Annotated in this window: 23 protein-coding genes and 1 tRNA gene; 9 read left to right on the top strand and 15 right to left on the bottom strand. The window is 32.4% G+C overall.

Features of this window, described 5'->3' with window-relative positions; all coding sequences use genetic code 11:
• The first annotated feature begins 26 nt into the window (after positions 1-26).
• Positions 27-2,183 carry a prolyl oligopeptidase family serine peptidase gene (locus tag ACYX4H_RS05870; protein ID WP_476238282.1) on the top strand — a complete coding sequence of 719 codons (2,157 nt, stop codon included), beginning with the start codon at positions 27-29 and terminating at the stop codon, positions 2,181-2,183.
• 158 nt (positions 2,184-2,341) lie between these two features.
• Positions 2,342-3,262 (top strand): ABC transporter ATP-binding protein, encoded by a 921-nt coding sequence (locus ACYX4H_RS05865; protein ID WP_476238280.1) that lies wholly within the window; start codon positions 2,342-2,344, stop codon positions 3,260-3,262.
• Here the strand turns inward: ACYX4H_RS05865 and ACYX4H_RS05860 are convergent.
• The 7 genes from ACYX4H_RS05860 to pdxA form a co-directional block, all read right to left on the bottom strand.
• Entirely contained in the window at positions 3,254-3,703 is a 450-nt protein-coding gene (locus tag ACYX4H_RS05860) for a GreA/GreB family elongation factor (RefSeq protein ID WP_475294974.1), read from the bottom strand. The two genes, ACYX4H_RS05865 and ACYX4H_RS05860, sit on opposite strands and share 9 nt — an antisense overlap.
• A gap of 169 nt (positions 3,704-3,872) precedes the next feature.
• Positions 3,873-5,225, bottom strand: a complete 1,353-nt coding sequence (gene accC / locus ACYX4H_RS05855; protein ID WP_475294975.1) for an acetyl-CoA carboxylase biotin carboxylase subunit — start codon at positions 5,223-5,225, stop codon at positions 3,873-3,875.
• Between the two features lie 75 nt (positions 5,226-5,300).
• Positions 5,301-5,777: an acetyl-CoA carboxylase biotin carboxyl carrier protein gene (gene accB, locus ACYX4H_RS05850; protein WP_475294976.1), complete on the bottom strand. Its 477-nt coding sequence runs from the start codon at positions 5,775-5,777 to the stop codon at positions 5,301-5,303.
• Between the two features lie 31 nt (positions 5,778-5,808).
• Positions 5,809-6,801 (bottom strand): beta-ketoacyl-ACP synthase III, encoded by a 993-nt coding sequence (locus tag ACYX4H_RS05845; RefSeq protein WP_475294977.1) that lies wholly within the window; start codon positions 6,799-6,801, stop codon positions 5,809-5,811.
• 180 nt (positions 6,802-6,981) lie between these two features.
• Positions 6,982-7,182 (bottom strand): 50S ribosomal protein L32, encoded by a 201-nt coding sequence (rpmF, locus tag ACYX4H_RS05840; protein ID WP_147131740.1) that lies wholly within the window; start codon positions 7,180-7,182, stop codon positions 6,982-6,984.
• A 9-nt stretch (positions 7,183-7,191) separates the two neighbouring features.
• The gene (locus ACYX4H_RS05835) at positions 7,192-7,734 is read right to left on the bottom strand and encodes a YceD family protein (protein ID WP_476238278.1); all 543 of its coding nucleotides are present in this window, start codon (positions 7,732-7,734) and stop codon (positions 7,192-7,194) included.
• A gap of 80 nt (positions 7,735-7,814) precedes the next feature.
• Complete coding sequence (gene pdxA, locus ACYX4H_RS05830) at positions 7,815-8,855, bottom strand: 4-hydroxythreonine-4-phosphate dehydrogenase PdxA (RefSeq protein ID WP_476238276.1); 1,041 nt, start codon at positions 8,853-8,855, stop codon at positions 7,815-7,817.
• Positions 8,856-8,965: 110 nt separating this feature from the next.
• On the opposite strand from pdxA, the gene ACYX4H_RS05825 reads away from it, so the two are divergent.
• Positions 8,966-9,562 (top strand): riboflavin synthase, encoded by a 597-nt coding sequence (locus tag ACYX4H_RS05825; protein WP_476238275.1) that lies wholly within the window; start codon positions 8,966-8,968, stop codon positions 9,560-9,562.
• Here ACYX4H_RS05825 and ACYX4H_RS05820 read toward each other — a convergent pair whose 3' ends face one another.
• From ACYX4H_RS05820 to mce, 4 genes are all read right to left on the bottom strand, one after another.
• Entirely contained in the window at positions 9,563-9,766 is a 204-nt protein-coding gene (locus tag ACYX4H_RS05820; protein WP_475294981.1) for a PID-CTERM protein-sorting domain-containing protein, read from the bottom strand.
• 266 nt (positions 9,767-10,032) lie between these two features.
• Positions 10,033-12,951 carry an FAD-binding and (Fe-S)-binding domain-containing protein gene (locus ACYX4H_RS05815; protein WP_476238274.1) on the bottom strand — a complete coding sequence of 973 codons (2,919 nt, stop codon included), beginning with the start codon at positions 12,949-12,951 and terminating at the stop codon, positions 10,033-10,035.
• Between the two features lie 82 nt (positions 12,952-13,033).
• A tRNA-Ile gene (locus tag ACYX4H_RS05810) sits at positions 13,034-13,107 on the bottom strand.
• A 79-nt stretch (positions 13,108-13,186) separates the two neighbouring features.
• Positions 13,187-13,591 (bottom strand): methylmalonyl-CoA epimerase, encoded by a 405-nt coding sequence (gene mce, locus ACYX4H_RS05805; RefSeq protein ID WP_476238273.1) that lies wholly within the window; start codon positions 13,589-13,591, stop codon positions 13,187-13,189.
• A gap of 112 nt (positions 13,592-13,703) precedes the next feature.
• Here mce and rbfA point away from each other — a divergent pair, with 112 nt between their 5' ends.
• The gene (gene rbfA / locus ACYX4H_RS05800; RefSeq protein WP_476238272.1) at positions 13,704-14,099 is read left to right on the top strand and encodes a 30S ribosome-binding factor RbfA; all 396 of its coding nucleotides are present in this window, start codon (positions 13,704-13,706) and stop codon (positions 14,097-14,099) included.
• On the top strand, positions 14,100-15,314 hold the full coding sequence (locus tag ACYX4H_RS05795) for an ABC transporter permease (RefSeq protein ID WP_476238271.1): 1,215 nt from the start codon (positions 14,100-14,102) through the stop codon (positions 15,312-15,314). It begins immediately after the preceding gene.
• Positions 15,315-15,350: 36 nt separating this feature from the next.
• Here the strand turns inward: ACYX4H_RS05795 and ACYX4H_RS05790 are convergent, their stop codons facing one another.
• The 4 genes from ACYX4H_RS05790 to ACYX4H_RS05775 form a co-directional block, all read right to left on the bottom strand.
• Positions 15,351-15,632 (bottom strand): Rdx family protein, encoded by a 282-nt coding sequence (locus ACYX4H_RS05790; protein ID WP_475294986.1) that lies wholly within the window; start codon positions 15,630-15,632, stop codon positions 15,351-15,353.
• Between the two features lie 18 nt (positions 15,633-15,650).
• A complete protein-coding gene (dusB, locus tag ACYX4H_RS05785) occupies positions 15,651-16,646 on the bottom strand; it encodes a tRNA dihydrouridine synthase DusB (protein ID WP_475294987.1) in 996 nt (331 codons plus the stop codon).
• A gap of 78 nt (positions 16,647-16,724) precedes the next feature.
• Complete coding sequence (locus tag ACYX4H_RS05780; protein ID WP_476238269.1) at positions 16,725-17,489, bottom strand: LytR/AlgR family response regulator transcription factor; 765 nt, start codon at positions 17,487-17,489, stop codon at positions 16,725-16,727.
• Between the two features lies 1 nt (position 17,490).
• Entirely contained in the window at positions 17,491-19,494 is a 2,004-nt protein-coding gene (locus tag ACYX4H_RS05775; RefSeq protein WP_476238268.1) for a sensor histidine kinase, read from the bottom strand.
• 219 nt (positions 19,495-19,713) lie between these two features.
• On the opposite strand from ACYX4H_RS05775, the gene ACYX4H_RS05770 reads away from it, so the two are divergent.
• The 4 genes from ACYX4H_RS05770 (at position 19,714) to ACYX4H_RS05755 (ending at position 24,815) form a co-directional block, all read left to right on the top strand.
• Entirely contained in the window at positions 19,714-19,914 is a 201-nt protein-coding gene (locus ACYX4H_RS05770; RefSeq protein WP_476238267.1) for a hypothetical protein, read from the top strand.
• Between the two features lie 200 nt (positions 19,915-20,114).
• Positions 20,115-21,911, top strand: a complete 1,797-nt coding sequence (gene lepA / locus ACYX4H_RS05765) for a translation elongation factor 4 (RefSeq protein ID WP_475294991.1) — start codon at positions 20,115-20,117, stop codon at positions 21,909-21,911.
• A gap of 227 nt (positions 21,912-22,138) precedes the next feature.
• On the top strand, positions 22,139-23,557 hold the full coding sequence (locus ACYX4H_RS05760; protein ID WP_476238266.1) for a glycogen synthase: 1,419 nt from the start codon (positions 22,139-22,141) through the stop codon (positions 23,555-23,557).
• Positions 23,550-24,815, top strand: coding sequence for a glucose-1-phosphate adenylyltransferase (locus ACYX4H_RS05755; RefSeq protein ID WP_476238265.1), 1,266 nt, complete (start codon positions 23,550-23,552; stop codon positions 24,813-24,815). The genes ACYX4H_RS05760 and ACYX4H_RS05755 overlap by 8 nt, the downstream gene beginning before the upstream one ends.
• Positions 24,816-24,818 lie beyond the last annotated feature (3 nt).

Below are 24,818 nucleotides of genomic sequence, written 5' to 3'. Positions count from 1 at the left end.
TTTGGTAAAACTAAAAAATGCAATCAATGAAAAAAATACTAATTGCTACACTTAGCTTATCCTTGTTTGTAGCCTGCAAAAAAGAAAATCAAACAAAAAAAACAATAGCTGTGAATTACCCAGAAACCAAAACAGTTAATACCACAAACACTTACTTTGGCGAAGAAGTAAAAGACCCATACCGTTGGTTGGAAGATGATATGAGTGAACAAACCGCTGCTTGGGTTAAAGCACAAAACACAACAACATTTGGGTATTTAGACAATATTCCGTTTAGAAAAGATTTAAAAGAGCGTTTAGAAAAACTTTGGAACTACGAAAAAATTGGTGCACCTTTTAAAGAAGGTAACTATACCTATTTTTCAAAAAACAACGGATTACAAAACCAAAATTTAATTTACAGAACCAACAAAAACGGTAATGAAGAGGTGTTTTTAGATCCCAATACGTTTTCTAAAGACGGTACTGTTTCACTTGGTGGTTTAAGTTTTTCAAAAGATGGTAGCATTTTGGCCTATTCTATTTCTGAAGGTGGTAGCGATTGGCGAAAAATTATCATAATGAATACCGAAACTAAACAAGTAGTTGAAGACACCTTGGTTGATGTAAAGTTTTCGCAAATTTCATGGTACAAAAACGAAGGCTTCTACTACTCTAGTTATGATAAACCTAAAGGAAGTGAGCTTTCTGCTAAAACAGATCAGCATAAAGTATACTATCACAAACTTGGTACTTCACAAAAAGAAGATTCGCTTATTTACGGTGGTACCGCCAATGAAAAACACCGTTACATTTATGCTGAAGTAACTGATGATGATAAATACCTAATAATTACACCGCGTATTTCTACAACTGGTAACAAACTTTTTATTAAAGATTTAACGAAGCCTAACAGCAAATTAATAACCGTTTTAAATGATACTAAAAGCAATACATCTGTAATTGATACCAAAGAATCTACATTATATTTAGTTACAAATTTAAATGCTCCAAACAAACGCTTAGTAAAAGTTGATGTTACCAACCCAACGCCTGAAAATTGGGAAGATGTTATTCCTGAAACAGACAACGTTTTATCAGTTTCAACTTCTGGAAACTATTTTATTGCAGAATATATGGTTGATGCTGTTTCACAAGTAAAACAGTACGATTATAATGGAAAACTAATTAGAGAAATTACACTTCCAGGTATTGGTAGTGTTGGTGGTTTTGGTAGTAAAAAAGACGAAAATATTGACTATTTTTCTTTTACCAACTACAACACGCCATCTAGTATTTACAAACTTAATTTAAAAACTGGCGAAGTAGCTCTTCATTGGAAACCTGCCATAGCTTTTAATAGCAGTGATTATGAAAGTAATCAAGTTTTCTACACATCAAAAGATGGTACAAAAGTACCAATGATAATTACACACAAAAAAGGCATAGAATTAAACGGAAAAAACCCAACAATACTATATGGTTACGGTGGCTTTAACGTAAGTTTAAACCCATCTTTTAAAATTACAATGGCCGTTTGGATGGAACAAGGTGGTATTTATGCTGTACCTAATTTACGTGGCGGTGGTGAATATGGTAAAAAATGGCACGATGCCGGCACACAAATGCAAAAACAAAATGTATTTGATGATTTTATTGCTGCTGGCGAATATTTAATTGAAAATAAGTACACATCATCTGATTACTTAGCTATTAGTGGCGGATCCAACGGCGGCCTATTAGTTGGCGCAACTATGACACAAAGGCCAGATCTAGCTAAAGTAGCCTTACCTGCTGTGGGCGTTTTAGATATGTTACGCTACCACACATTTACTGCCGGTGCTGGTTGGGCTTATGATTATGGCACTGCCGAAGACAGTAAAGCTATGTTTGAATATTTAAAAGGCTACTCACCGGTACATAATGTAAAATCGGGTACAGAATATCCTGCAACCTTAGTTACAACAGGCGATCATGACGATCGTGTAGTACCAGCACACAGTTTTAAATTTGCTGCTGAGTTACAAGCAAAACAAACAGGAAATAATCCTACTTTAATTAGAATTGAAACCAATGCGGGTCACGGCGCAGGAACACCTGTAAGTAAAACTATTGAACAATATGCCGATATTTTTGGCTTTACACTTTATAATATGGGTTTTGAAGTATTACCTAGTAAAACACAAGAAAAAGTTAAGGGTTAGTACAAATCTAATATCTATTTAAAAAGTATAGACCAGTAAAATTTAATACTTTACTGGTCTTTTTTTGTCTTTTAAAATCTCTTGAAAAATATATTAATAAGTCATTCTTCCTTCTTAATATCAACATCATTTTTTATACTATTTTTACAACTCAAAATATGCTACAAGTAAAAAATATATGGTTTGGTTATGGTGATAAACCTACGTTAAAAAACATCAGCTTTAATGTTGCTGCGGGTGAACACCTTTCTGTTATTGGTGAAAGTGGCTCAGGAAAAAGTACACTTATTAAATTGCTTTATGGCGAATACGATTTAAACCAAGGCAGCATTTTTTGGAAAAACACACAAATTTTAGGGCCTGCTTATAACTTAGTTATTGGGTACGATTTTATAAAATACGTAGCCCAAGAATTTGATTTAATGCCATACACAACAGTAGCCGAAAATATTGGCGATTTCCTTTCAAACTTTTATCCTGAAGAGAAACAAAAACGCATTAATGAACTGCTTGAAGTTGTAGAATTAACGCATTTAGCAAACACCAAAGTAAAACTATTAAGCGGCGGCCAAAAGCAACGTGTAGCTTTGGCAAGAGCTATTGCTAAACAACCCGAAATTATATTATTTGACGAGCCTTTTAGCCATATTGACAATTTTAAAAAACAAACCCTAAGACGCCGTTTTTTTAAATATCTAAAAGAAAAAAACATTGCCTGTATTGTTGCCACACACGATAAAAATGATGTGCTGCCTTTTGCTGATAAAATGATTGTTTTAAGCAACAATGAAGTGGTGGCTAGTAACACACCTCAAAATTTATATAACAACCCTAAAACACCTTTAATTGCTTCTTTTTTTGATGAATTTAACCATATTGAACCTTTAGGTTTGGTATATGCACATCAAATTAAAATTATTGAACATTCAAACTTAAAAGCAACCGTAAAACATTGTTATTACAACGGAAATCATTATTTAATTGAAGCTAATTTAAATAATCAATTAGTATTGTTTCAACATAAAAATAGTATTGAAATAAATACTGTTGTATGTTTAGAAGTGGTTAAATTAAACTAGTTTTTCAATTTTAAATTGTGTATTTCTAAAACTTATAGTGTCACCTACTGTTTTACCTAACAATAATTTTGCAATAGGCGTGCTAGCCGAAATAGCGTAAAATGTAGTATTTTCAAATTGTATTTCACCTGCACTAATGGCTATAAAATAATGAATGCCAGAAGTATAAATAACGCTACCTAAACTTACTGTTTCTGAAGATTTAGTTACATCAATTTTAGATAAAATTTCTTTTGTTTTTTGAATTTCAGAAAGTTGCTTACCTGCCTTTTCACGTTCTAATTGCAACATAGCTCTACCAGTTTCGTGTTTATCGCCTGCAGTACTTTTTGTTTCAGTTGTAAGTGATGTTTGAATATCTTTTATAGCCGTTTCAACCGTTTTAAGTCGGTTATCAATAAAAGCTTCACATTCTTTATACAGCGTTTCTTTAATGTTCATGCCGCTAAATTACTGCTTTTAGATAGAATTTGGCATTTAAATTTATAATTACACTTTATGTACTTTTTGTGTAATAACTAGAGTTGATTACTAAATTAATATAGCATAGATTTTTTCTGAATAGGTACAAATAAAAAACTCCGAAATTGCTTTCGGAGTTTTTACTTTATTAATCTTCTGAAACGTTTTTCATTTTGAAATCTTCCATAAACTTAGTGGTATAATTACCATCTAAATAATCTGGGTGCTCCATTAGTTGCCTATGAAAAGGTATGGTTGTTTTAATACCTTCAATAACAAACTCATCTAAAGCGCGTTTCATTTTGCTTATTGCTTCTTCTCTTGTTTGCGCAGTTGTAATTAACTTGGCAATCATAGAATCATAATTTGGCGGTATTGAGTAACCCGCGTACACATGGGTATCTAACCTCACGCCATGACCACCTGGTGCATGAAGTACGGTAATTTTACCAGGTGATGGCCTAAAATCATTAAACGGATCTTCAGCATTAATCCTGCATTCAATAGAGTGTAGTTTTGGCTCATAATGTTTACCAGAAATTGGCACACCTGCTGCCACTAATATTTGCTCACGTATTAAATCAAAATCAATTACCTGTTCTGTAATTGGGTGCTCTACTTGAATACGCGTGTTCATTTCCATGAAGTAGAAGTTTCTGTGTTTATCAACTAAAAATTCTACAGTTCCTGCACCTTCGTACTTAATATATTCTGCGGCACGTACAGCGGCTTCTCCCATTTCTTTACGAAGCTTTTTAGTCATAAAAGGAGAAGGAACTTCTTCTGTTAATTTTTGATGACGACGTTGCACTGAGCAGTCTCTTTCAGATAAATGGCATGCTTTACCTGTAGAATCTCCTACAATTTGAATTTCAATATGTCTTGGTTCTTCAATAAGTTTTTCCATGTACATATCATCATTTCCAAAGGCAGCTTTACTTTCTTGTCTTGCAGAATCCCAAGCAGCTTTTAAGTCTTCTTTTTTGAAAACTCCACGCATACCTTTACCACCACCGCCGGCAGAGGCTTTAAGCATTACTGGATAGCCTACTTCTTCGGCTAGTTTTTCACACTCTTCATAAGTTTCTATTACACCTTCACTTCCTGGTACACATGGAACACCGGCAGCTTTCATGGTAGCTTTGGCGTTTGCCTTGTCTCCCATTTTATCAATCATTTCAGGTGAAGCGCCTATGAATTTTATACCGTGTTCTGCACAAATTTTTGAAAATTTTGCGTTTTCTGAAAGAAACCCGTATCCTGGGTGGATACCATCGGCATTTGTAATTTCGGCAGCTGCTATTATATTAGACATTTTTAAATAAGACTCGCTACTTGGTGCAGGCCCTATACAAACCGCTTCATCGGCAAACTTTACGTGTAAGCTTTCTTCATCGGCTTTTGAATAAACCGCTACGGTTTTAATGCCCATTTCTTTACAGGTTCTAATAACACGTAATGCTATTTCCCCTCTATTGGCTACTAATATTTTTTTAAACATAACGTAATAATTTTTAAAATCTCAAATTCCAAATTCCAACAAATTGGGATTTGCTTTCTGGAATTTTAAAATTGGTTATGATGGATCTACTAAAAATAATGGCTGATCAAACTCAACTGGCGAAGAATCATCCACTAAAATTTTAACTATTTTACCAGAAACTTCAGATTCAATTTCATTGAAAAGTTTCATAGCTTCAATAATACAAAGCACATCACCCTCAGCAATTGTTTGCCCTACTTCAACAAATAATGGCTTGTCTGGTGATGGTTTTCTATAAAAAGTACCAATTATTGGTGATTTTATTGTAATGTATTTAGATTCTTCATTAGCAGGTGCTGCAGGTGCAGCTGGTTCTGCCGCTACAGGAGGTGCTGCAACGTGTGCTATTTGAGGTACAGGAGCAGCAGCTGGTACTTGGTGTACTATGGTTGCTTCTGAGTCTGATCCTGTTTTAATAGTGATTTTAATATCATCCATTTCTAATTTAACCTCACTTGCACCAGATTTAGCTACAAATTTGATTAAGTTTTGAATCTCTTTAATATCCATAATTTTACTAATTAGTTATTGGTTAGTTTAATTAATTATATGCCCATTTTAAATAAATGGCTCCCCAATTAAATCCGCCACCAAAAGCAGCGAATATTATGTTATCTCCTTTTTTAAGTTGTTTTTCGTAGTCGTTTAATAATAATGGTAAAGTTGCAGATGTTGTGTTACCATATTTTTGAATGTTCATCATAACCTTTTCTGGTTCTAAATCCATTCTTTCAGCAGTAGCATCAATAATACGTTTATTGGCTTGGTGTGCCGCTAACCACGCTACATCATTTTTTGTAAGTTTGTTGCGCTCTAAAATTTTCATGGTAGCATCTGCCATATTAAATACGGCATTTTTAAATACGGTTCTTCCTTCTTGAAATGCGTATTGCTCACCATTGTCTATAGCCTCATGGGTAAGTGGTTTTACTGATCCACCTGCTGGTGCTTGTAAAAAATCTCTTCCGCTACCATCACTTCTCAAGTATTCATCTTGCAAACCTAAACCTTCATTGTTTGGCTCAAATAATACGGCACCAGCGCCATCACCAAAAATAATACAGGTTGCTCTATCTTTATAATTGATGATAGAAGACATTTTATCGGCACCAATTAATAATACCTTTTTATATCTTCCAGATTCAATATAACTTGAAGCAGTTGACATACCGTATAAAAAACTAGAACATGCTGCATCCATATCAAAAGTGAAGGCGTTTGTTGCCCCAATTTTGTGTGCAGTGTATGATGCTGTTGAAGCAGCTTTCATGTCTGGTGTTGCTGTTGCAACAATAACCAAATCTATTTCTTGCGGGTTTAATCCTTTTTTCTCAATTAAATCTTGAGCAGCCTTAATAGCTAGAAATGACGTGCCTTTGCCTTCTTCTTTTAGAATTCTACGCTCTTTTATGCCTGTTCGGGTGGTAATCCACTCATCATTAGTATCAACCATTGTTTCAAGAATTTGATTGGTTAACACGTAATCTGGCACATATGCGCCTACAGCCGTTATTGCCGCTGAAATTTTACTCATAATTTGATAGTTAAATTGACTAAAAAATCATTAAACTTTAACAAAAACACTCAAAATTTGGTGAAAACTACTAAATTTTGAGCTAAAAACACATTAATATGCTGTTTTTGTAATTATAAAAAGCAAGTCATAAAAAAAAACGCTCACTAGTGAGCGTTTTATATTATGCGCGCATAAAACTTAGGCCGCGTTTTCTTCTGCAGAGTTGTCTATTAATACCTGACCTCTGTAGTATAATTTTCCTTCATGCCAGTGAGCTCTATGGTATAAATGAGCTTCTCCTGTTGTTGGGCAAGTAGCAATCTGTGGCACAGATGCTTTATAATGTGTTCTTCTCTTATCTCTTCTTGTTTTAGAGATTTTTCTCTTAGGATGTGCCATTTTCTATTGTTATTTATCCGTTAATAGTTTTTTTAATGTATTCCATCGAGGGTCAATGTCCTCTTCTTCTTTTTCTTTATTTTCGTTAAGCTTTGGGCTTAATTCTTCTAATTTTTTAAGTATATCAGACCCTAATGTGCCGTCTTTTACACCTGGGTGTACTCTTTTAATTGGTACTGCTAATATTATTAGCTCATAAATGTATTGTTGAATACTTATTTCATAAGTGCCGTGTGGTACTATTAAAATGTCTTCGTATTCATCATTATATTCATCACCAAATTTAACTACCAAATCAAACTCACTTTCAATAGTTTGGTTGTATGGTTCATTTGTTAAATCGCAATTAACGTTAACAAATCCTTCGGCTTTAAAATGTAATTCTAGTAATGTTGACTTTTTTTCTAAAGTAACGTTTACTTTTACATTAACATCATTAAATTCCTGATACTCAAAATAATCAAAGAACGCTTGAGCTATTTCATACTCAAAATGATGCTTTCCTACTTTTAATCCTACAAATTGGATTACATATTCTTTCAATGGCTTCATTATCACATCTATTTTGAGCCTGCAAATATATGAAATTTTATATTATGCAACATTACTTATAAACATTTTTTTGTTTATATCTATTTTTGCTGTTTTTTTAAGGCGTTTTGCGTAAGTTGCTCATATTCAATTCTATTTTTATGAATTTTTATTGCAGCAAACAACGCTTCTTTAAACGAACTTTCATCGGCTTGTCCTTTTCCAGCTATTTCAAAGGCTGTTCCGTGGTCTGGAGAAGTTCTAACCTTACTTAATCCTGCTGTGTAATTTACACCTTGCCCAAATGATAATGTTTTAAATGGTATTAAACCTTGGTCATGATATGTGGCAATAATGGCATCAAAATTTTTGAAATTGTTTGATCCAAAAAAGCTATCTGCAGCATAAGGACCAAAAACCAACATGCCTTTTTCTTTTATTTTCTTAAGTGTTGGTCTCAAAACCTCATCATCTTCTTTTCCAATAACACCATTATCACCTGTATGCGGATTTATACCTAAAACAGCAATTTTTGGTTTTGATATTTTGAAATCTTTCACCAAAGAATCATGTATTGTATTAATTTTTTTTGTGATAAGCGCTTCAGTTATATGGTTAACAACGTCTTTAACTGGTACGTGATCTGTTAGCAAACCAACTCGTAATCCGTTACTTACCATAAACATTAAACTTTCACCTTTTAATTCTTGTGCTAAAAAATCTGTATGTCCTGGAAAATTAAATTCTTTAGATTGAATATTGAATTTGTTTATTGGCGCTGTTAGTAAAACATCTACTTCATCATTTTTTAAAGCCTTGGTTGCTGTTTTTAATGATTTTATAGCGTAGGTGCCAATTTTAACATCTTCTTTACCAAACTCAATTTTTACAGGTTCGTTCCAACAGTTAAACACATTTACTTTACCTTGAGCTAACTGATTAATGTTATTTATATTGTGAAAATTTATGCCCGATTTAAAATGTGATTTAAAAAAATTCATAGTTTTTGCCGATGCAAAAATTACGGGCGTACAAAAATCTAAAATACGATTATCTTCAAAGGTTTTTAATATTATTTCACTACCAATACCATTTAAATCGCCTACTGATATACCTACTACTATTTGTGCGTCTTTCTTCATTAAAATAATAACTAATATTTAAAATTTCCATTTAACTACTATCTCGTTTTAAATGAAAAAATTCATGTATTTTTGATGTTGCAAATTTAACCAAATAAACAGATTAAATTATGTTTACCGGAATTATTGAAGATATTGGCACCATAACCAACCTACAAAACCAAGATACAAACCTACATATTACTGTAAAAAGCAGCATAACTCCTGAACTTAAAATAGACCAAAGTGTGTCGCACAATGGCGTTTGTTTAACTGTTGTGAGTTTAAATGACAATGAATATACCGTAACTGCTATAAAGGAAACTTTAAATAAAACAAACCTATCACACTTAAAAATGGGTGATAAAGTTAATTTAGAACGTGCCATGAAATTAGGAGACAGACTTGATGGCCATATTGTACAAGGGCACGTAGACCAAACTGGTGTTTGTAAAGCTATAACCGAAGAAAATGGTAGCTGGGTATTTACCTTTGAATATGATAGCTCATTAAACAACATTACTATTGAAAAAGGCTCAATTACTGTAAATGGTACTAGTTTAACAGTTGTAAATTCTGAAAATAACAGTTTTAGCGTTGCAATAATACCCTACACATACAAGCACACAAACTTTAACACATTTAAAGTTGGTACAGTTATTAATTTAGAATTTGATGTTTTAGGAAAGTACGTTTCAAAATTGGTTAGCATGAACCAACTTAAATAGCTATTTTTTAAAATTTGGGGAAACTAATTTTTTTACGCCATAACATAAAGCAAAAATAGCACCTAGAATTACACCGCCATCAATAGGAAAACCCGGTGGTGGCACTGGTGGTGCTGGAGGCGGTGGTGCCGTTTGCGATAGGCATACAAAACTTATTAATACAAATAAGATTGAGGCAAATATTCTTTTATTTTGTATTGTCATTTGTTCACAAATGTAAAAAAAAAAGTGAGCTGATAAAACAAATTAAGGTATTTTTCAATAAAAAAACATCTATAAAACGCAAATAACCTCGATTAAGTGATTGTTTCTGCACGATTTTCTACTTTAAAATAACCGTTATTTATTTCATAAAAAAATTTAAAACCATTAAAAGTAACTTGCTCACATAACTTTAACTGCAAATATATAACATAAATTACAGTTAGACTATTTTAATTTGATTATCAGATTATTAAAAAATAGCAACATTACAATAATGCGTTTTTTAATATACTAACGGGGTGCAACGAGATTTTGTTTACTCCATCAAAAATTTGATGTCTGCAGCTTGTTCCTGAGGCAGCTATAATAGTGTTGGTGTCTAAACTTCTAAGTTTTGGAAACAACGTATCTTCGCCAACTTGCATGCTTACTGCATAATGTTCTTTTTCATAACCAAAAGACCCTGCCATACCGCAACAACCAGAACTTATTATTTTAACCGAATAATTTTTGGGTAAATTCAGCATAGTAAAAATTGGCGCTGTACTGCTTAATGCCTTTTGGTGACAGTGCCCATGAATTTTTATAGTTTTTGATGCTTGCGTAAACTGCGTTTCTACAATATGCCCTTTTGTAATTTCGTTTTTTAAAAATTCTTCAATAGTAAACGCGTTTTCTGAAATTTTTAAAGCCGCTTTTTTGTCATGGGCCAAACGCAAATATTCATCTCTAAACGATAAAATAGCCGATGGTTCAATACCTATTAAAGGCGATTCTTCAGAAATCACATTAGAAAATATTTTAATGTTTTTATTAGCCACTTTTTTTGCTTCATCTAAAAATCCTTTAGAAATAAAACTACGTCCGCTTTCTTCATGTTCTATAATATTTACTTTATACCCAAGTTTTAAAAGTAGCTTAAAAGCGTCTTTACCAACTTCAACATCATAATAATTGGTAAACTCATCTACAAACAAGTAAAGTTCTCCTTTATAATTATTTTTTTGAGTATTTACTTTTTGTGATTCATACCATTTTCTAAATGTATGTTTTGCTAGTTTTGGTATGCTGCGTTGAGGTGAAATTCCTAATATTTTTTTTGAAATAGCTGTATTTAAAATAGTATTGGTAACACCCGGAAATTTGCTACCAAGTTTATTGTATTTTACGTTGTTTGCCATTATTTTAGTTCTAAAAGATGGCGGGTTGCTTTTGTAATATTGGTGCAAAAACTCTGCTTTAAAGCTAGCAACATCAACATTGCTTGGGCACTCACTAGCACAAGCTTTACAGCTTAAACATAAACTGAAAACCTGTTTTAATGCTTCAGAATTAAATTTATTTGTTTTATCAGAATTAGTTAAAAACTCACGTAACGCATTGGCACGAGCTCGTGTGGTATCTTTTTCGTTTTTTGTGGCTCTGTAACTAGGACACATGGTACCACCGGCAGATACTGATTTTCTACAATCACCAGAACCATTACATTTTTCGGCAGCTCTTAAAATGCCTTGAGAATCAGAGAAATCGAGTGTGGTTTCAATATTTGGCTCTTCTCTATCAACTTCATAGCGCAATGCTTCATCCATAGGAAATGCATCAACAATTTTTCCTTTGTTAAATACATTTTCCGGATCAAAAATATGCTTTATGTGTTTCAGCAATTCATAATTCTTGTTACCAATCATTAAAGGCAAAAACTCTGCACGTACTATACCATCGCCATGTTCGCCACTAAAAGAACCTTTATATTTTTTTACAAGTTTAGCGGTATTGGTTGTAATTTCTCTAAACAGATTGACGTCTTTGGCTTTTTTTAAATTCAAAATTGGTCTTAAATGAATTTCGCCTGCACCAGCATGTGCATAATACACAGCGTTTTGGTTGTAGCTATCCATCATTTGAGTAAATTCAGCAATATAATTAGGTAAATCTTGCAACCTAACGGCGGTATCTTCAATACAAGCTACGGCTTTATCATCACCAACAATATTACCCAATAAACCTAGGCCTGCTTTACGAAGTTCAAAAGCTTTATTAATATCTTGCCCATATAATTTAGGGTACGCGTAACCAAAACCATTAGCTTTTAAATTGTTAATAAGTGTATTTACTTGGCTTTCTAAATCTGTTTCAGTAGTAGCCCTAATTTCTAGCAGTAAAATAGCCTTTGGGTCTGCATCAATAAAAAACCTATTTTTAAGTTGTTCTCGGTTGTTTTTGGTACAATCTAAAATGGTTTTATCTAATAATTCACAAGCATATAAATTGTGTTTCATGGCAACAACAGTAGCCTCTAAACTCTCTTGCACGCTATTAAAATGAGCCGCAACAAGCACTTCTTTTGGTGGTGGTAATTGGTCTAGTTGTAACGTTATGGCAGTTGTAAATGCCAATGTGCCTTCACTACCACACAGTAATTGCGCTATGCTTACAGTTTCTGTAAGTCCGGTTTGTGTGTTTTCATCTAAAAAAACATCAACCGCGTAACCTGTATTTCTTCGGTGTATATTTTTATGAGGAAACGCATCATGAATTTGTTGCTGCACTTCTTTTTTTGAAAGTGCTTTAAAAACCGAATTATAAATATGATTTTCAAGGTTATCACCTTTACCTTTATTTTTAATTTCTGAAGTATTAATAGTTTTGAAAATGGCCTTTGAACCATCAGATAAAATGGTGTTTAATTGCAAAACTTTATCTCTGGTTACACCATATTTAATTGAGGTTGAACCAGATGAATTATTACCAACCATTCCACCAATCATACACCTGTTACTTGTTGATGTATTGGGTGAAAAAAACAAACCATATGGTTGCAAAAACCTATTAAGATCATCTCTAATTACACCGGGCTGTACAGTAACAGTTTGTTCTTTTTGGTTAAAATTTAAAATTTCTGTAAAGTGTTTTGAAACATCAACCACAATGCCTTCGCCTACGCATTGGCCTGCTAATGATGTGCCTGCTGTACGCGGTATTAACGTTGTTTTGTGTTGTTTAGCAAATGCTATTAACAAAATAATATCAGCCTCAGTTTTTGGGTATGCAACTGCTAACGGAATTTTTCTGTATACCGAAGCATCTGTGGCGTAAATACTTTTATGCAAATCATCAAAAAACAAGCTGCCATCTAAAGTTTTAGAAAGCGCCAAAAGCTTATTTTTAATGTTGTTTTGTAACATAACTATGTTTTAAGCGAAGATACTTTTTTAAATAAAAAAAGCCTCATAAATATAAAATTTACAAGGCTTGCTTTTTAAGTTGTGGTCCCACCTGGGCTCGAACCAGGGACTTTCTGATTATGAGTCAGATACTCTAACCAACTGAGTTATAGGACCCATTAGCTTTACGCTAATTATGCTCTTTTTTAAAAGAGAGTGCAATATTACTACTTATTTTATAACTCTACAAGAAAAATTAATCCTTTATCTCTTCACAAAGCTCAATTAAAACACCATTAGTGCTTTTGGGGTGTAAAAAAGCTACTTTTTTATTGTCGGCTCCTAATTTTGGCACATCGTTTAAAACTGTAAACCCCTCTTTTTTTAAACGTTTAATTTCAGCTTCAATATCATTAACATCAAAGGCTATGTGGTGTATGCCTTCGCCTTTTTTTTCAATAAACTTTGCTATAGGGCTATTTGGTTTTGTTGCTTCAAGTAATTCTATCTTATTTTCGCCTACTTTAAAAAACGAGGTTTTTACACCTTCAGTTTCAACAGTTTCAATTTTATAGTGTGGTTTTGCAAATAATTTTGAAAACAACGTGTTAGCATCGTTTAAATTTTTCACAGCTATACCAATATGTTCTATTTTATTCATATATTACTTTTAAAGAAAGGTACAAAAATTGTAAATTAAAAAGCATTATTATGTTTAAATAACCTTTATTTTTGCAAAATATAACCAGTTTTCTGGTTTAAAAAAATAACACATGGAAGAGAGTCAAAGACAGAAAAAAATAGCATCGGTACTTCAAAAAGATTTAGTTGATGTGTTACAAAGAGCCGCAACACAAGGTGGTTTACAGGGTGTGTTAATTTCGGTTACAAAAGTATCTGTAACGGTAGATTTATCAATAGCTAAGGTATATTTAAGTATTTTTCCTAACAACAAAGCCAAAGAACTTGTTGATGGTATAAAAACTAACACTGCTTTTATAAAACATGAATTGGCACAACGTACTAAAAACCAATTACGCAGAATGCCTGAACTTAATTTTTATTTAGATGATTCTTTAGAATATATTGATGGTATTGAACGCTCATTAAAAGGCTTAGAAAACCCCATTAACGACCCTAATTTACTAGATAATAGAAAAAAATCTTAATTGAATATATCTTTATACATTGCCAAACGTTATCTGCGCTCTAAAAGCACAAACAATGCTATAAATTTTATTACCTATTTTGCCCTTTTTGGGGTTGTTTTAGGTTCGGCATCATTATTTATTGTATTATCGGGTTTTGCTGGTTTAAAAGATTTTACTTTAGATTTTACCAATATTGTTGACCCCGATTTAAAAGCACAGGCAACCAAAGGCAAAACGTTTTTTTTAACCGATAATGATGTTGAACAACTTAATGCTTTAGATGAAATTGCCCAATTTTCAAAAATTGTTGAAGAACGTGTTTTAATAACTTCTCAAGCAAAAAAAACTTTAGCAACTGTTAAAGGTGTTGATAGGTTTTACAACCAAGTTGTTAATATAGAATCTCAAATAGATTATGGCAGTTGGCTAGAACAAAATAGCAACCAAATAGTTTGTGGTTGGGGTATTGCCAATAATTTATCAATTGGTGTTTTAGATTATACCAAACCCATAAATATTTATGTACCGAAACCTGGTAAAAAGCAAATTACCTCAACAGCCAATGCGTTTAACACTGTAAAAGCTACAAACGTGGGTGTTTTTTATATAAATGAAAAACTAAACGACAATTACATTTTTGCTCCTACAAACTTGGTTACCAAACTTTTAAACTATAAGGCTAACCAAATTACAGCATTAGAATTTAAATTAACAGCAAATGCCAACGCTGAAGATACTGCGCAAAAAATTCAAACCATTTTAGGTAACAAAGTAACACTTAAAAACAGAGCTCAATTAAACGACGCCCTTTACAAGATGCTAAATACCGAATATTTAGCTGTTTACCTCATTTTTACACTTGTTTTAATAATAGCTTTTTTTAATGTAATTGGCTCATTAATAATGATGATGTTAGATAAAAAACAAAGCTTAAGCACATTGTTTAATATGGGTGTAAATTTAAAAAATATTAAAAAAATATTTTTCTATCAAGGAAGTTTAATGAGTATAGTTGGCGGGTTTATAGGTGTTATTTTAGGCTTCATTTTAATACTGAACCAAACCTACGGGCCCGATTTTTTAAAAATTTATATTACGCCAACATTGGTTTATCCCACAAAAATTAAATTTACAAACTTAGTTTTAGTGTTTGTAACTATATCTGTTTTAGGTATTGTAGCTTCAAAAATAGCTTCGGCAAGAATTACAAAACAATTAATTAAAAATATTTAGGTTTAAGCGTAGTAAAAACTAAATAAATTACACTGTTTAAGTGTGTTTTCTGTCTATATGCCCTAAACTTTTATTGGGCGCAATAACATCTCTAACCAGTTGTTTTAGTTTGGTAATTTCAGGGAATCCATTCATGTCTTTTCTAGACCAAATTTTTTCATCATTTGCATGCACTTCAAAAATACCACCTGTTCCTGGTATTAACGTTAGCGCATCAATATCATCTTTAAAAGTGGTAAGTAACTCTTGAGACATCCAAGTGGCACGTAACAACCACTGGCACTGTGTACAATATGTTATTTTTATATGTGATTTCATGCAGAAATAAACAAATAATTAAACGGTAAACTCATACCCCGAAAACTTATCTAACACCTCATCAAAGGTTGCAAAAACATCTTCAGGTTTATCGCTAGTTACCATTTTTGTGCGGTATTCTTTAAAATGCGGAATACCTTTAAAATAGTTGGTATAATGGCGTCTGGTTTCAAAAACACCTAAAGTTTCACCTTTCCAATCAATAGACATTTGTAAATGGCGGCGTGCAGCTTCAACACGTTCTTCTAAAGAAATTGGTGGTAAATATGTACCTGTTTTAAAATAATGCTTTACTTGTTTAAAAAACCACGGATTTCCTATGCTTGCGCGTCCAATCATGGCGCCATCTAAACCATAACTATCACGCATTTCGGCAGCTTTTTCAGGTGAATCAACATCGCCATTTCCAAACACCGGAATATGCATTCTTGGGTTGTTTTTTACGGCAGCAATAGGTTTCCAATCGGCACTTCCTTTATACATTTGCGCACGTGTACGCCCATGAATTGCAATAGCTTTACAGCCAACATCTTGCAACCTTTCGGCTACCTCAACAATTTTTATAGAATCGTGGTCCCAACCTAAACGAGTTTTTACTGTAATAGGTAAATTGGTGCGTTTAACCATTTCGGCAGTTAGTTTTTCCATAAGGCAGATATCTTTTAAAATACCAGCACCCGCTCCTTTACTAACTACTTTTTTTACTGGGCAACCAAAATTAATATCAATAATATCTGGTTTAGATTTTTCAACAATATCAATGGTTTGCAGCATGCTATCTAAATTAGCACCAAAAATTTGAATGCCAACGGGTCTTTCTTTTTCATAAATATCTAGCTTCATAACGCTTTTGGCTGCATTACGTATTAAACCTTCGCTAGACACAAACTCGGTGTAAACAACATCGGCTCCTTGCTCTTTACACAAAGCACGAAAAGGTGGATCGCTAACATCTTCCATAGGCGCTAAAAGTAACGGAAAATCTGGCAGTTCTATGTTATCTATTTTTACCATTGTATTATTTTGATTTGCAAAATTACAGTTTTTTATTCAATGACTAAACTTCATTATTCTAAGAACACATTTTAAACTTTAATTTGCACCAATCCATTCCTTAATTATACGGTTATAACTCCTTCCAGTAGTAATAGCAGATTGTTTCTTATTATTTAACGTAATTATAAATCTACTGTTAAAATACTTTTGAATATTATTTACGTAATTTTTATTAATAATTACACCTCTATGAACACGCAAAAAATTATCTGGTAATTTATGTTCTAAGCTATTCATAGATTCTGTACAAAGGTGAATGCCAGATTCACAATTTATATTGGTATAATTATTATTAGCTTCAAAATAAGCCACTTCATCCAGTTTTAAAAAAACTAATCTATCGTTTTTCTTTACGGTAATAGAGGTCATTTTTTTAACTTCTTTTTGATTTGCTATATCTTTTAAAACCTTTAAAATATCTTCAGGGGTTCCCTTCTTATTAAATGTTTTTAGTTTCTGAACCGTTTTTTCTATTCGCTGAAGCTTTACAGGCTTTACTAAATAATCAATACCATTAGTTTCAAAGGCTTCTAAGGCATATTGGTCATAAGCTGTACAAAAGACAACTATAGGTATTGCTTTTAATTGTGCTAATAAATCGAATCCTGTTTGTCCAGGCATTTCTATATCTAAAAAGATTAAGTCTGGTTTTAGTCGTTCTATTTTTTCTTTTGCCAAGGTTGCATTTTCTGCTGTATCAATAATATGAAAATCTTCAGGAAACTTACTTAATAGGTTTTCTAAACCAGCTCTTGCTGGCGCTTCATCATCAATAATTATAGTTGAATAAGGTTCACTCATATTATAACGTTTCAGGTAAGATTACCATTATTGATTTTTCAGGAATGTTTGTCCAGTTTAAAGAAGCCTTATCGCGGTAGCTTAATCGCAATAAGTCATACACCGTTTGTAAACCATGACCACTTACTAAACCTTTTGGGAAATCAGGCCCATTGTCCTTTACCATAATAATAAGATTTTGTTCAGCTTTCTTGATAATTAGACTTATTAACCCTAAACCTTCATTTTGAGAAATACCATGTTTTACAGCATTTTCCACTAATGGTTGAATCAAAAATAGAGGTATTTTATGATTTTCAATCGTTTCATCAAAATCAATCTTAAATTGCAGTCTATCACCAAATCGTATTTTCTCTATTTCTAAATATGATTTTACCATGTCTATTTCATCTTTAACAGTACTCATCTTTTTCCCTTTTCTGTTTATGGAATACTTAAACAAATCGGATAAAGAGTATGCCATTTTTTGCGTTTTAGTGGCGTCTATAGGAGCCAAACTAGCTATAGAGTTTAATGAATTGTATAAAAAATGTGGGTTGATTTGAGATTGTAATAGTTTAGTTTCTGCTTGCGCGTGTAGCTCTTTTATTTTGCTTAATTCTACATCTTTTGCATTTACTAATGATTGGGAAATATGATTAGCATAAATTAGGAAACCTCTACCTATTGCAATTATTACTGTGAAATTAATTGTTGGTAAACAAAACTCTATAAAACCAATTAATGGTCTTCCTTTTACAAAAAATATTATCGCTAAAGGAAGATTAAACACAATAAAGGTAAAAATGACTTTTAATATTAGTTGAAAGGTAAAAAAACCTTTAATTTTATCAATCCATTTTAATTCTACAAGGAATAATGCAGTTGAAGTCACTAGTGCACCGATACTAGCAGTTATGAATAATACTAGGGTATACATTAAAGTAATATTATTATTTATGTTTGTTATAAATGCATAAATAGAAATTGAATTCATTACATAAAGCATTATAAAATATATTGGAACAAAATAGTCTAGATAGGAATACTTAAACTTTCTTCTCTCTAAAAAACCAAATAGTAGAACAGAAGCAAACAGACCAATGCAAACAATAATAGACCAAGCAAGAGTTTTAGCAAACTCAATATTCATAAAACAATTTGCATAGTACCACGAATAATTAGTGCTTAAATAAGTTTTAAATTGTTTTAAAAAATCATCTTCATATAATTTTTGAAGTAAAAACTTATCTAAACTATTTAATCTGGCGATATCAGGTTTGTATTCAGAAGAAAAGAACACACCTTCTTTAGTTCTGTTACGATTTATTGGGTTCGGTTTAATACTCAACGGATATATATAACATAATGTTCTTAGTAGTTCGTATTGGATGTAATTTTTCCTTTTACTGAAATTAAGATTTTCGTTTAGTTGAAACCAAACTTTACTTGGGTAGTATATAAATCTTTCATTTCTTGCAGTATTTGTTCTTTGTATAGCACTACCGTCGGGCAAAAGTGTTTCGATTAAAATTTCTGATCTTAAACTTGAAGAGTTAACATTTTTATTAAAGTTTAATTGAATAGTTGAAAACACTAAATCGGCAGAAGAAATACCTTTAATTGGTTTACCTCTATCTGTTCTATCCAGTTTAGAATATGTTATTTCAGAAAAATTTTTAAAGTAGTCAATAGTTCTGTTTGGTATAATAGTTCTTAACTCATCTATAATTTGGTTTATAGCTAAACTGTCTTCTTTTGTGGCATGCCTTGGAGCTATTAATATTGGTGCATTTTTTTTGACTTGACTAATTTTATAAACAAATTCAGCTTCTCCTTCTCCGCTAAATAATCTTTGCTTTATATATTCCCATTTAGAATCTTTAATTTGACTATAGTTACGTGACGAATGATTGCCTAACTTTAAAGCCGTTTGTTTAGGGTTTTTATCTGTTGTAACCAAATAGATATTTGTTACAACCAATATAAGTATCAGTAAAACTATTCTAATGTTTGGTCTTTTCATCTACGATAAATTTAAATATTTATACCCCAAAAGAACATGTAAGCATAAATTTTTAAAACCTTTTTTTTGTAAACTACAAATATGTTGAAGTGAACTGCACAAAAAAAGTGTATCCGCTTATTTTGAAACCATGAATTTGTTTTACAGAGATGATAAAAAAGCATACTTAGAAACACTAAGAAACCAGCTAACTTTTTAACCCTAACTTTAGTTTTAAACATGACGCATTTTTTAGAAGTTAATTTAGATGGTATTGTTTATTTAATTTTAGCCATCATGTTTGGGCCCGCTGTTTTATTAACTATAATTGGTTTTTTAGTAAGGCCTAAAAGTAAAAAAGCCGCTATGGTTTTATTTATAATTGCAGCTGTTTATGTAATTGTTAGTTTAGGTATTTGCGGTACTTTAATGGTATCATAAAAGCAATCTGGGTATATAAATTATAAATTGTTGCTACAAAATAATAGTTTTATCTTTGATTAAATAGAGTATCTTTGCGCCTCTAGTAATTTGAAGTAAACTGCTCGGTATAAGCACTACAGATAGTTTATTAGAAAAAACTAATTTTATTTTTTGGGTAAGTCTAAATTCACTTAAATCTCGGTAATCGAGTAACAAGCATGAAAAACATTAGAAATTTTTGCATAATAGCACATATAGATCACGGTAAAAGTACATTAGCAGACCGCTTATTAGATTTTACAGGCTCTGTAACAGATAGAGAAAAACAAGATCAGTTACTTGATAGTATGGATTTAGAGCGCGAACGTGGTATTACCATTAAAAGTCATGCTATTCAAATGGATTATGAATTTAATGGCGAAAAATTTGTGCTTAACCTAATTGACACACCAGGTCACGTAGATTTTAGTTACGAAGTATCACGCTCAATTGCTGCTTGCGAAGGCGCTTTACTAATTGTAGATGCAGCACAAAGCATACAAGCACAAACCATTTCAAACTTATATTTAGCGCTAGAAAATGATTTAGAAATTATTCCTGTACTTAATAAAGTAGATTTACCAAGTGCCAACCCTGAAGAAGTGACTGATGATATTGTAGATTTATTAGGCTGCGACCCTGAAGATGTTATACACGCCAGTGGTAAAACCGGTTTTGGTATAGAAAATGTTTTAGCTGCAGTTATTAATCGTATTCCTGCGCCAAAAGGCAACCCTGATGAACCTTTGCAAGCCTTAATTTTCGATTCTGTTTACAACCCATTTAGAGGTGTAGAAACCTACTTTAGGGTTATTAATGGCTCTATAAAAAAAGGACAAGAAATAAAATTTATTGCTACCAATAAAAAGTATTTTGCAGATGAAGTTGGCACTCTAAAACTTAAGCAATTACCTAAAAAAGAAATTAAAGCAGGCGATGTTGGTTACCTTATTACCGGTATTAAAGACGCCCGCGAAGTTAAAGTTGGTGATACTATTACCGATGCTAAAGAACCAACAAAAAATGCCATTTCTGGTTTTGAAGACGTAAAACCAATGGTTTTTGCTGGTATTTACCCTGTTGATACTGAAGATTATGAAGAGCTAAGAGCATCCATGGAAAAACTTCAGTTAAATGATGCTTCTCTAATTTTTGCTCCCGAAAGTTCTGCCGCTTTAGGCTTTGGTTTCCGTTGTGGTTTTTTAGGCATGCTTCACATGGAAATTATTCAAGAACGCCTTGAACGTGAATTTGATATGACGGTTATTACAACCGTACCAAACGTATCATACCACGCGTACACCAAAAAGCAACCAGACGAAATTATTATTGTAAATAACCCAAGTGACTTACCCGATCCTTCAACACTAGACCGCGTTGAAGAACCTTATATTAAAGCAACCATTATTACAAAATCAGATTTTGTTGGTAATGTTATGAGCCTTTGTATTGAAAAACGTGGGCAAATTACCAACCAAACCTATTTAACTACCGAACGTGTAGAACTTAATTTTGATATGCCTCTAGCGGAAATAGTTTTTGATTTTTACGATAGATTAAAAACCGTTTCAAAAGGATACGCTTCTTTTGATTATCATCCAATAGGCATGAAACCATCAAAACTAGTACGTGTTGATATTTTATTAAATGCACAAACTGTTGATGCACTTTCAGCATTAATTCACGCAGATAACGCCCAAACTATTGGTAAAAAAATGTGTGAAAAATTAAAAGAGTTAATTCCGCGTCAGCAATTTGATATTCCAATTCAAGCAGCCATTGGTGCTAAAATTATTTCAAGAGAAACTATTAAAGCGCTTCGTAAAGATGTAACTGCTAAATGTTACGGTGGTGATATTTCGCGTAAACGTAAACTTTTAGAAAAACAGAAAAAAGGTAAAAAACGTATGCGTCAAGTTGGTAATGTTGAAATTCCGCAGCAAGCATTTATGGCCGTTTTAAAACTTAACGATTAATAAAACACCAGCATTTAAAAAGCTTCTTTAGCACCAAAAACATAATAGTACCTACTAGAAGACTTTGTTGAATTTTATAGAATATTAAAGGAAAAAAAAGGTATTTGTTGAATTTCTTTAATGAAAAAATCAAATATCCTCAATAATGCTTTTTTTTTCTCAAAAATGAGATTTCAACAAAGTTATTAACAATATTTTTGTATGTTTATAACATATGAAAGTTTAATATGACAGTAATACATATTAGTGCAGAGTGTTATCCGGTAGCCAAAGTTGGTGGTTTGGCAGACGTTGTTGGTGCCTTACCAAAATACCAAAATAACGCAGGTATTTTTTCGCATGTTATAATGCCTTATTATGACAATAAATTTACCAAAGCCCATAATTTTAATAAAATTTATAGTGATACTCTCACACTTGCTGATGATACACTAGAGTTTAATGTTTTAATGCTTGATGAAGGTGTTCTAGACTTTAATGTTTATTTTATTGATGTACCAAAACTAATTTTTAAAGATTATGTGTACTCCAGTGAAGATACAGAGCGGTTTTTAGCCTTTCAAATTGCAGCGCTAAACTGGTTATCAACCTGGAATGATTTGCCTGATATTATACATTGCCACGACCACCATACAGGGTTAACACCTTTTATGATGCAACAGTGCAAACAATTTGCTGTTTTTAAAAACACGCCTAGTATTTTCACCATACATAATGCACAATACCAAGGTTGGTTTTCACATGATAAAGTAAACCTAATTCCAGAATTTAATTTTGATAATGTTGGGTTGTTAGATTGGGGTGGCTCAATAAACCCCTTAGCTGCAGCCATTAAATGTGCTTGGAGAGTTACAACGGTTTCACCAAGTTATATGGAAGAACTTAAAAAATCTGCTAATGGTTTAGAAGATTTACTAAGTAGTGAAGCTGCAAAATGTGTGGGTGTTTTAAATGGTATTGATGTGAATGTTTGGAACCCGGAAACGGACCCATTCATCAAAGGAAACTACAACACAAAAACCATAAATACAGGTAAAGTTGCTAACAAAATGTATTTATGTAATAAATTTAACTTAGACCCTAAAAAACCACTTTTTGCTTTCATAGGAAGACTTGTTTTAGAAAAAGGAGCCGATTTGTTTCCTGAAGCCTTTAAAACAATTCTAAATACAAAAAATGCTTCTATTTTACTTTTAGGCTCTGGTAATAAAGATATTGAAGAACCTTTAAAAGACTTATTAAACTTTAAAGGTTTATACAATGCGTTTATTGGCTATGATGAAGCACTATCTCACAACATTTACGCAGGTGCCGATTTTTTACTAATGCCATCACGCGTTGAGCCTTGTGGTTTAAATCAAATGTACGCTTTAAGGTACGGTACCATACCAATTGTTAGAAGCGTTGGCGGCCTTAAAGATACCGTTACAGATATTGATGAACCTAATGGTTTTGGTATTTGTCACAGAGAAATAACCGCTGCAAGTGTAGTGCACGCTGTTAATAGAGCTGTAGAGTTATACAAAGACACTAAAACCTTTAGCGCACTTCAAAAACAAATAATGACTATTGATCATTCTTGGAACAAATCAGCTATTACATATATAACCCTTTATAAATCAATTAAACAACCAGTAAATGATTAACGACAAAGTTTTAGCCATAATTTTAGGTGGCGGCCAAGGCTCTAGACTATACCCACTAACTAAAGACAGATCTAAACCCGCAGTACCCATTGCAGGTAAGTATAGGTTGGTAGATATTCCTATTTCAAACTGTATAAATTCAGACATTAAACGCATGTTTGTTTTAACACAATTTAATTCGGCCTCCTTAAACAGGCACATAAAAAATACCTACCATTTTAGTTTTTTTAGTAGTGCTTTTGTTGATGTTTTGGCCGCAGAACAAACACCACAAAATAAAACTTGGTTTCAGGGTACCGCAGACGCTGTTCGCCAAAGTATGCACCACTTTGTAAGACATGATTTTGACTATTTTTTAATACTTTCTGGAGATCAGCTTTACCAAATGGATTATGATGAAATGGTGAAAGCTCATAAAAAAAGTAAAGCCGAAATATCTATTGCAACCATTCCAGTAAGCGCTAAAGATGCTCCTGGATTTGGTATTATGAAAGCCAACGAAGAAAACGTTGTAACCTCATTTATAGAAAAACCAGATGCTAGTTTACTACCAGATTGGGTATCAGAAGTAAGTGATGATATGAAAAGCCAAGGCCGTAACTATTTAGCATCAATGGGTATTTACATTTTTAACAGAGAACTTCTTGTTAAATTAATGGAAAACCCTGATACTATTGATTTTGGAAAAGAAATTATACCGCAAAGCATAGAAAATCATAAAACTGTTAGCTACCAATACGAAGGTTACTGGACAGATATTGGAACAATTGAATCTTTCTTTGAAGCTAATATTGGCTTAACCAAAGATATTCCAGATTTTGATTTATACGATAAAAGCAGACGCATTTACACCAGAGCACGCATGCTACCAACAACAAAAATAGCAGGCACAACTTTAGAAAAAGCAGTAATTGCTGAAGGGTGTATTATAAATGCCGCAAAAATCGAACAATCTGTAATAGGTATTCGTTCTAGAATTGGTAAAGACTCAACCATTATTAACACCTACATGATGGGGTCTGATCGATATGAATCACTAGAAAAAATTGAAGAAGAAAAAATTGATATTCTTTTAGGTATTGGCGAGCGTTGTTTTATAAAAAATGCCATTGTAGATAAAAACTGCAGAATTGGTGATGATGTTAGAATTAATGGCGGTCATCACCTAGAAGATACAGAAACAGATACCTATTTTGTTAAAGATGGTATAGTAGTAATTAAAAAAGGCGTAACCATTCCTAGAGGGTTCACATTATAATTT

The sequence above is a fragment of the Seonamhaeicola sp. ABD4_340 genome (assembly GCF_056312135.1).
Note: the sequence above shows the minus strand (reverse complement) of the source record. Positions and strands in the feature narration are given on the sequence as shown.

Coding starts and splice junctions, on each gene's coding strand:
- rpmF (WP_147131740.1), bottom strand. CDS start 7,182: ATGGCACATCCTAAGAGAAAAATCTCTAAAACAAGAAGAGATAAGAGA.
- pdxA (WP_476238276.1), bottom strand. CDS start 8,855: ATGAAGAAAGACGCACAAATAGTAGTAGGTATATCAGTAGGCGATTTA.
- accC (WP_475294975.1), bottom strand. CDS start 5,225: ATGTTTAAAAAAATATTAGTAGCCAATAGAGGGGAAATAGCATTACGT.
- ACYX4H_RS05780 (WP_476238269.1), bottom strand. CDS start 17,489: ATGAGTGAACCTTATTCAACTATAATTATTGATGATGAAGCGCCAGCA.
- accB (WP_475294976.1), bottom strand. CDS start 5,777: ATGGATATTAAAGAGATTCAAAACTTAATCAAATTTGTAGCTAAATCT.
- ACYX4H_RS05865 (WP_476238280.1), top strand. CDS start 2,342: ATGCTACAAGTAAAAAATATATGGTTTGGTTATGGTGATAAACCTACG.
- ACYX4H_RS05825 (WP_476238275.1), top strand. CDS start 8,966: ATGTTTACCGGAATTATTGAAGATATTGGCACCATAACCAACCTACAA.
- ACYX4H_RS05755 (WP_476238265.1), top strand. CDS start 23,550: ATGATTAACGACAAAGTTTTAGCCATAATTTTAGGTGGCGGCCAAGGC.
- ACYX4H_RS05770 (WP_476238267.1), top strand. CDS start 19,714: ATGACGCATTTTTTAGAAGTTAATTTAGATGGTATTGTTTATTTAATT.
- ACYX4H_RS05790 (WP_475294986.1), bottom strand. CDS start 15,632: ATGAAATCACATATAAAAATAACATATTGTACACAGTGCCAGTGGTTG.
- ACYX4H_RS05870 (WP_476238282.1), top strand. CDS start 27: ATGAAAAAAATACTAATTGCTACACTTAGCTTATCCTTGTTTGTAGCC.
- ACYX4H_RS05835 (WP_476238278.1), bottom strand. CDS start 7,734: ATGAAGCCATTGAAAGAATATGTAATCCAATTTGTAGGATTAAAAGTA.
- ACYX4H_RS05815 (WP_476238274.1), bottom strand. CDS start 12,951: ATGTTACAAAACAACATTAAAAATAAGCTTTTGGCGCTTTCTAAAACT.
- ACYX4H_RS05760 (WP_476238266.1), top strand. CDS start 22,139: ATGACAGTAATACATATTAGTGCAGAGTGTTATCCGGTAGCCAAAGTT.
- dusB (WP_475294987.1), bottom strand. CDS start 16,646: ATGGTAAAAATAGATAACATAGAACTGCCAGATTTTCCGTTACTTTTA.
- ACYX4H_RS05820 (WP_475294981.1), bottom strand. CDS start 9,766: ATGACAATACAAAATAAAAGAATATTTGCCTCAATCTTATTTGTATTA.
- ACYX4H_RS05860 (WP_475294974.1), bottom strand. CDS start 3,703: ATGAACATTAAAGAAACGCTGTATAAAGAATGTGAAGCTTTTATTGAT.
- ACYX4H_RS05845 (WP_475294977.1), bottom strand. CDS start 6,801: ATGAGTAAAATTTCAGCGGCAATAACGGCTGTAGGCGCATATGTGCCA.
- lepA (WP_475294991.1), top strand. CDS start 20,115: ATGAAAAACATTAGAAATTTTTGCATAATAGCACATATAGATCACGGT.
- ACYX4H_RS05775 (WP_476238268.1), bottom strand. CDS start 19,494: ATGAAAAGACCAAACATTAGAATAGTTTTACTGATACTTATATTGGTT.
- rbfA (WP_476238272.1), top strand. CDS start 13,704: ATGGAAGAGAGTCAAAGACAGAAAAAAATAGCATCGGTACTTCAAAAA.
- mce (WP_476238273.1), bottom strand. CDS start 13,591: ATGAATAAAATAGAACATATTGGTATAGCTGTGAAAAATTTAAACGAT.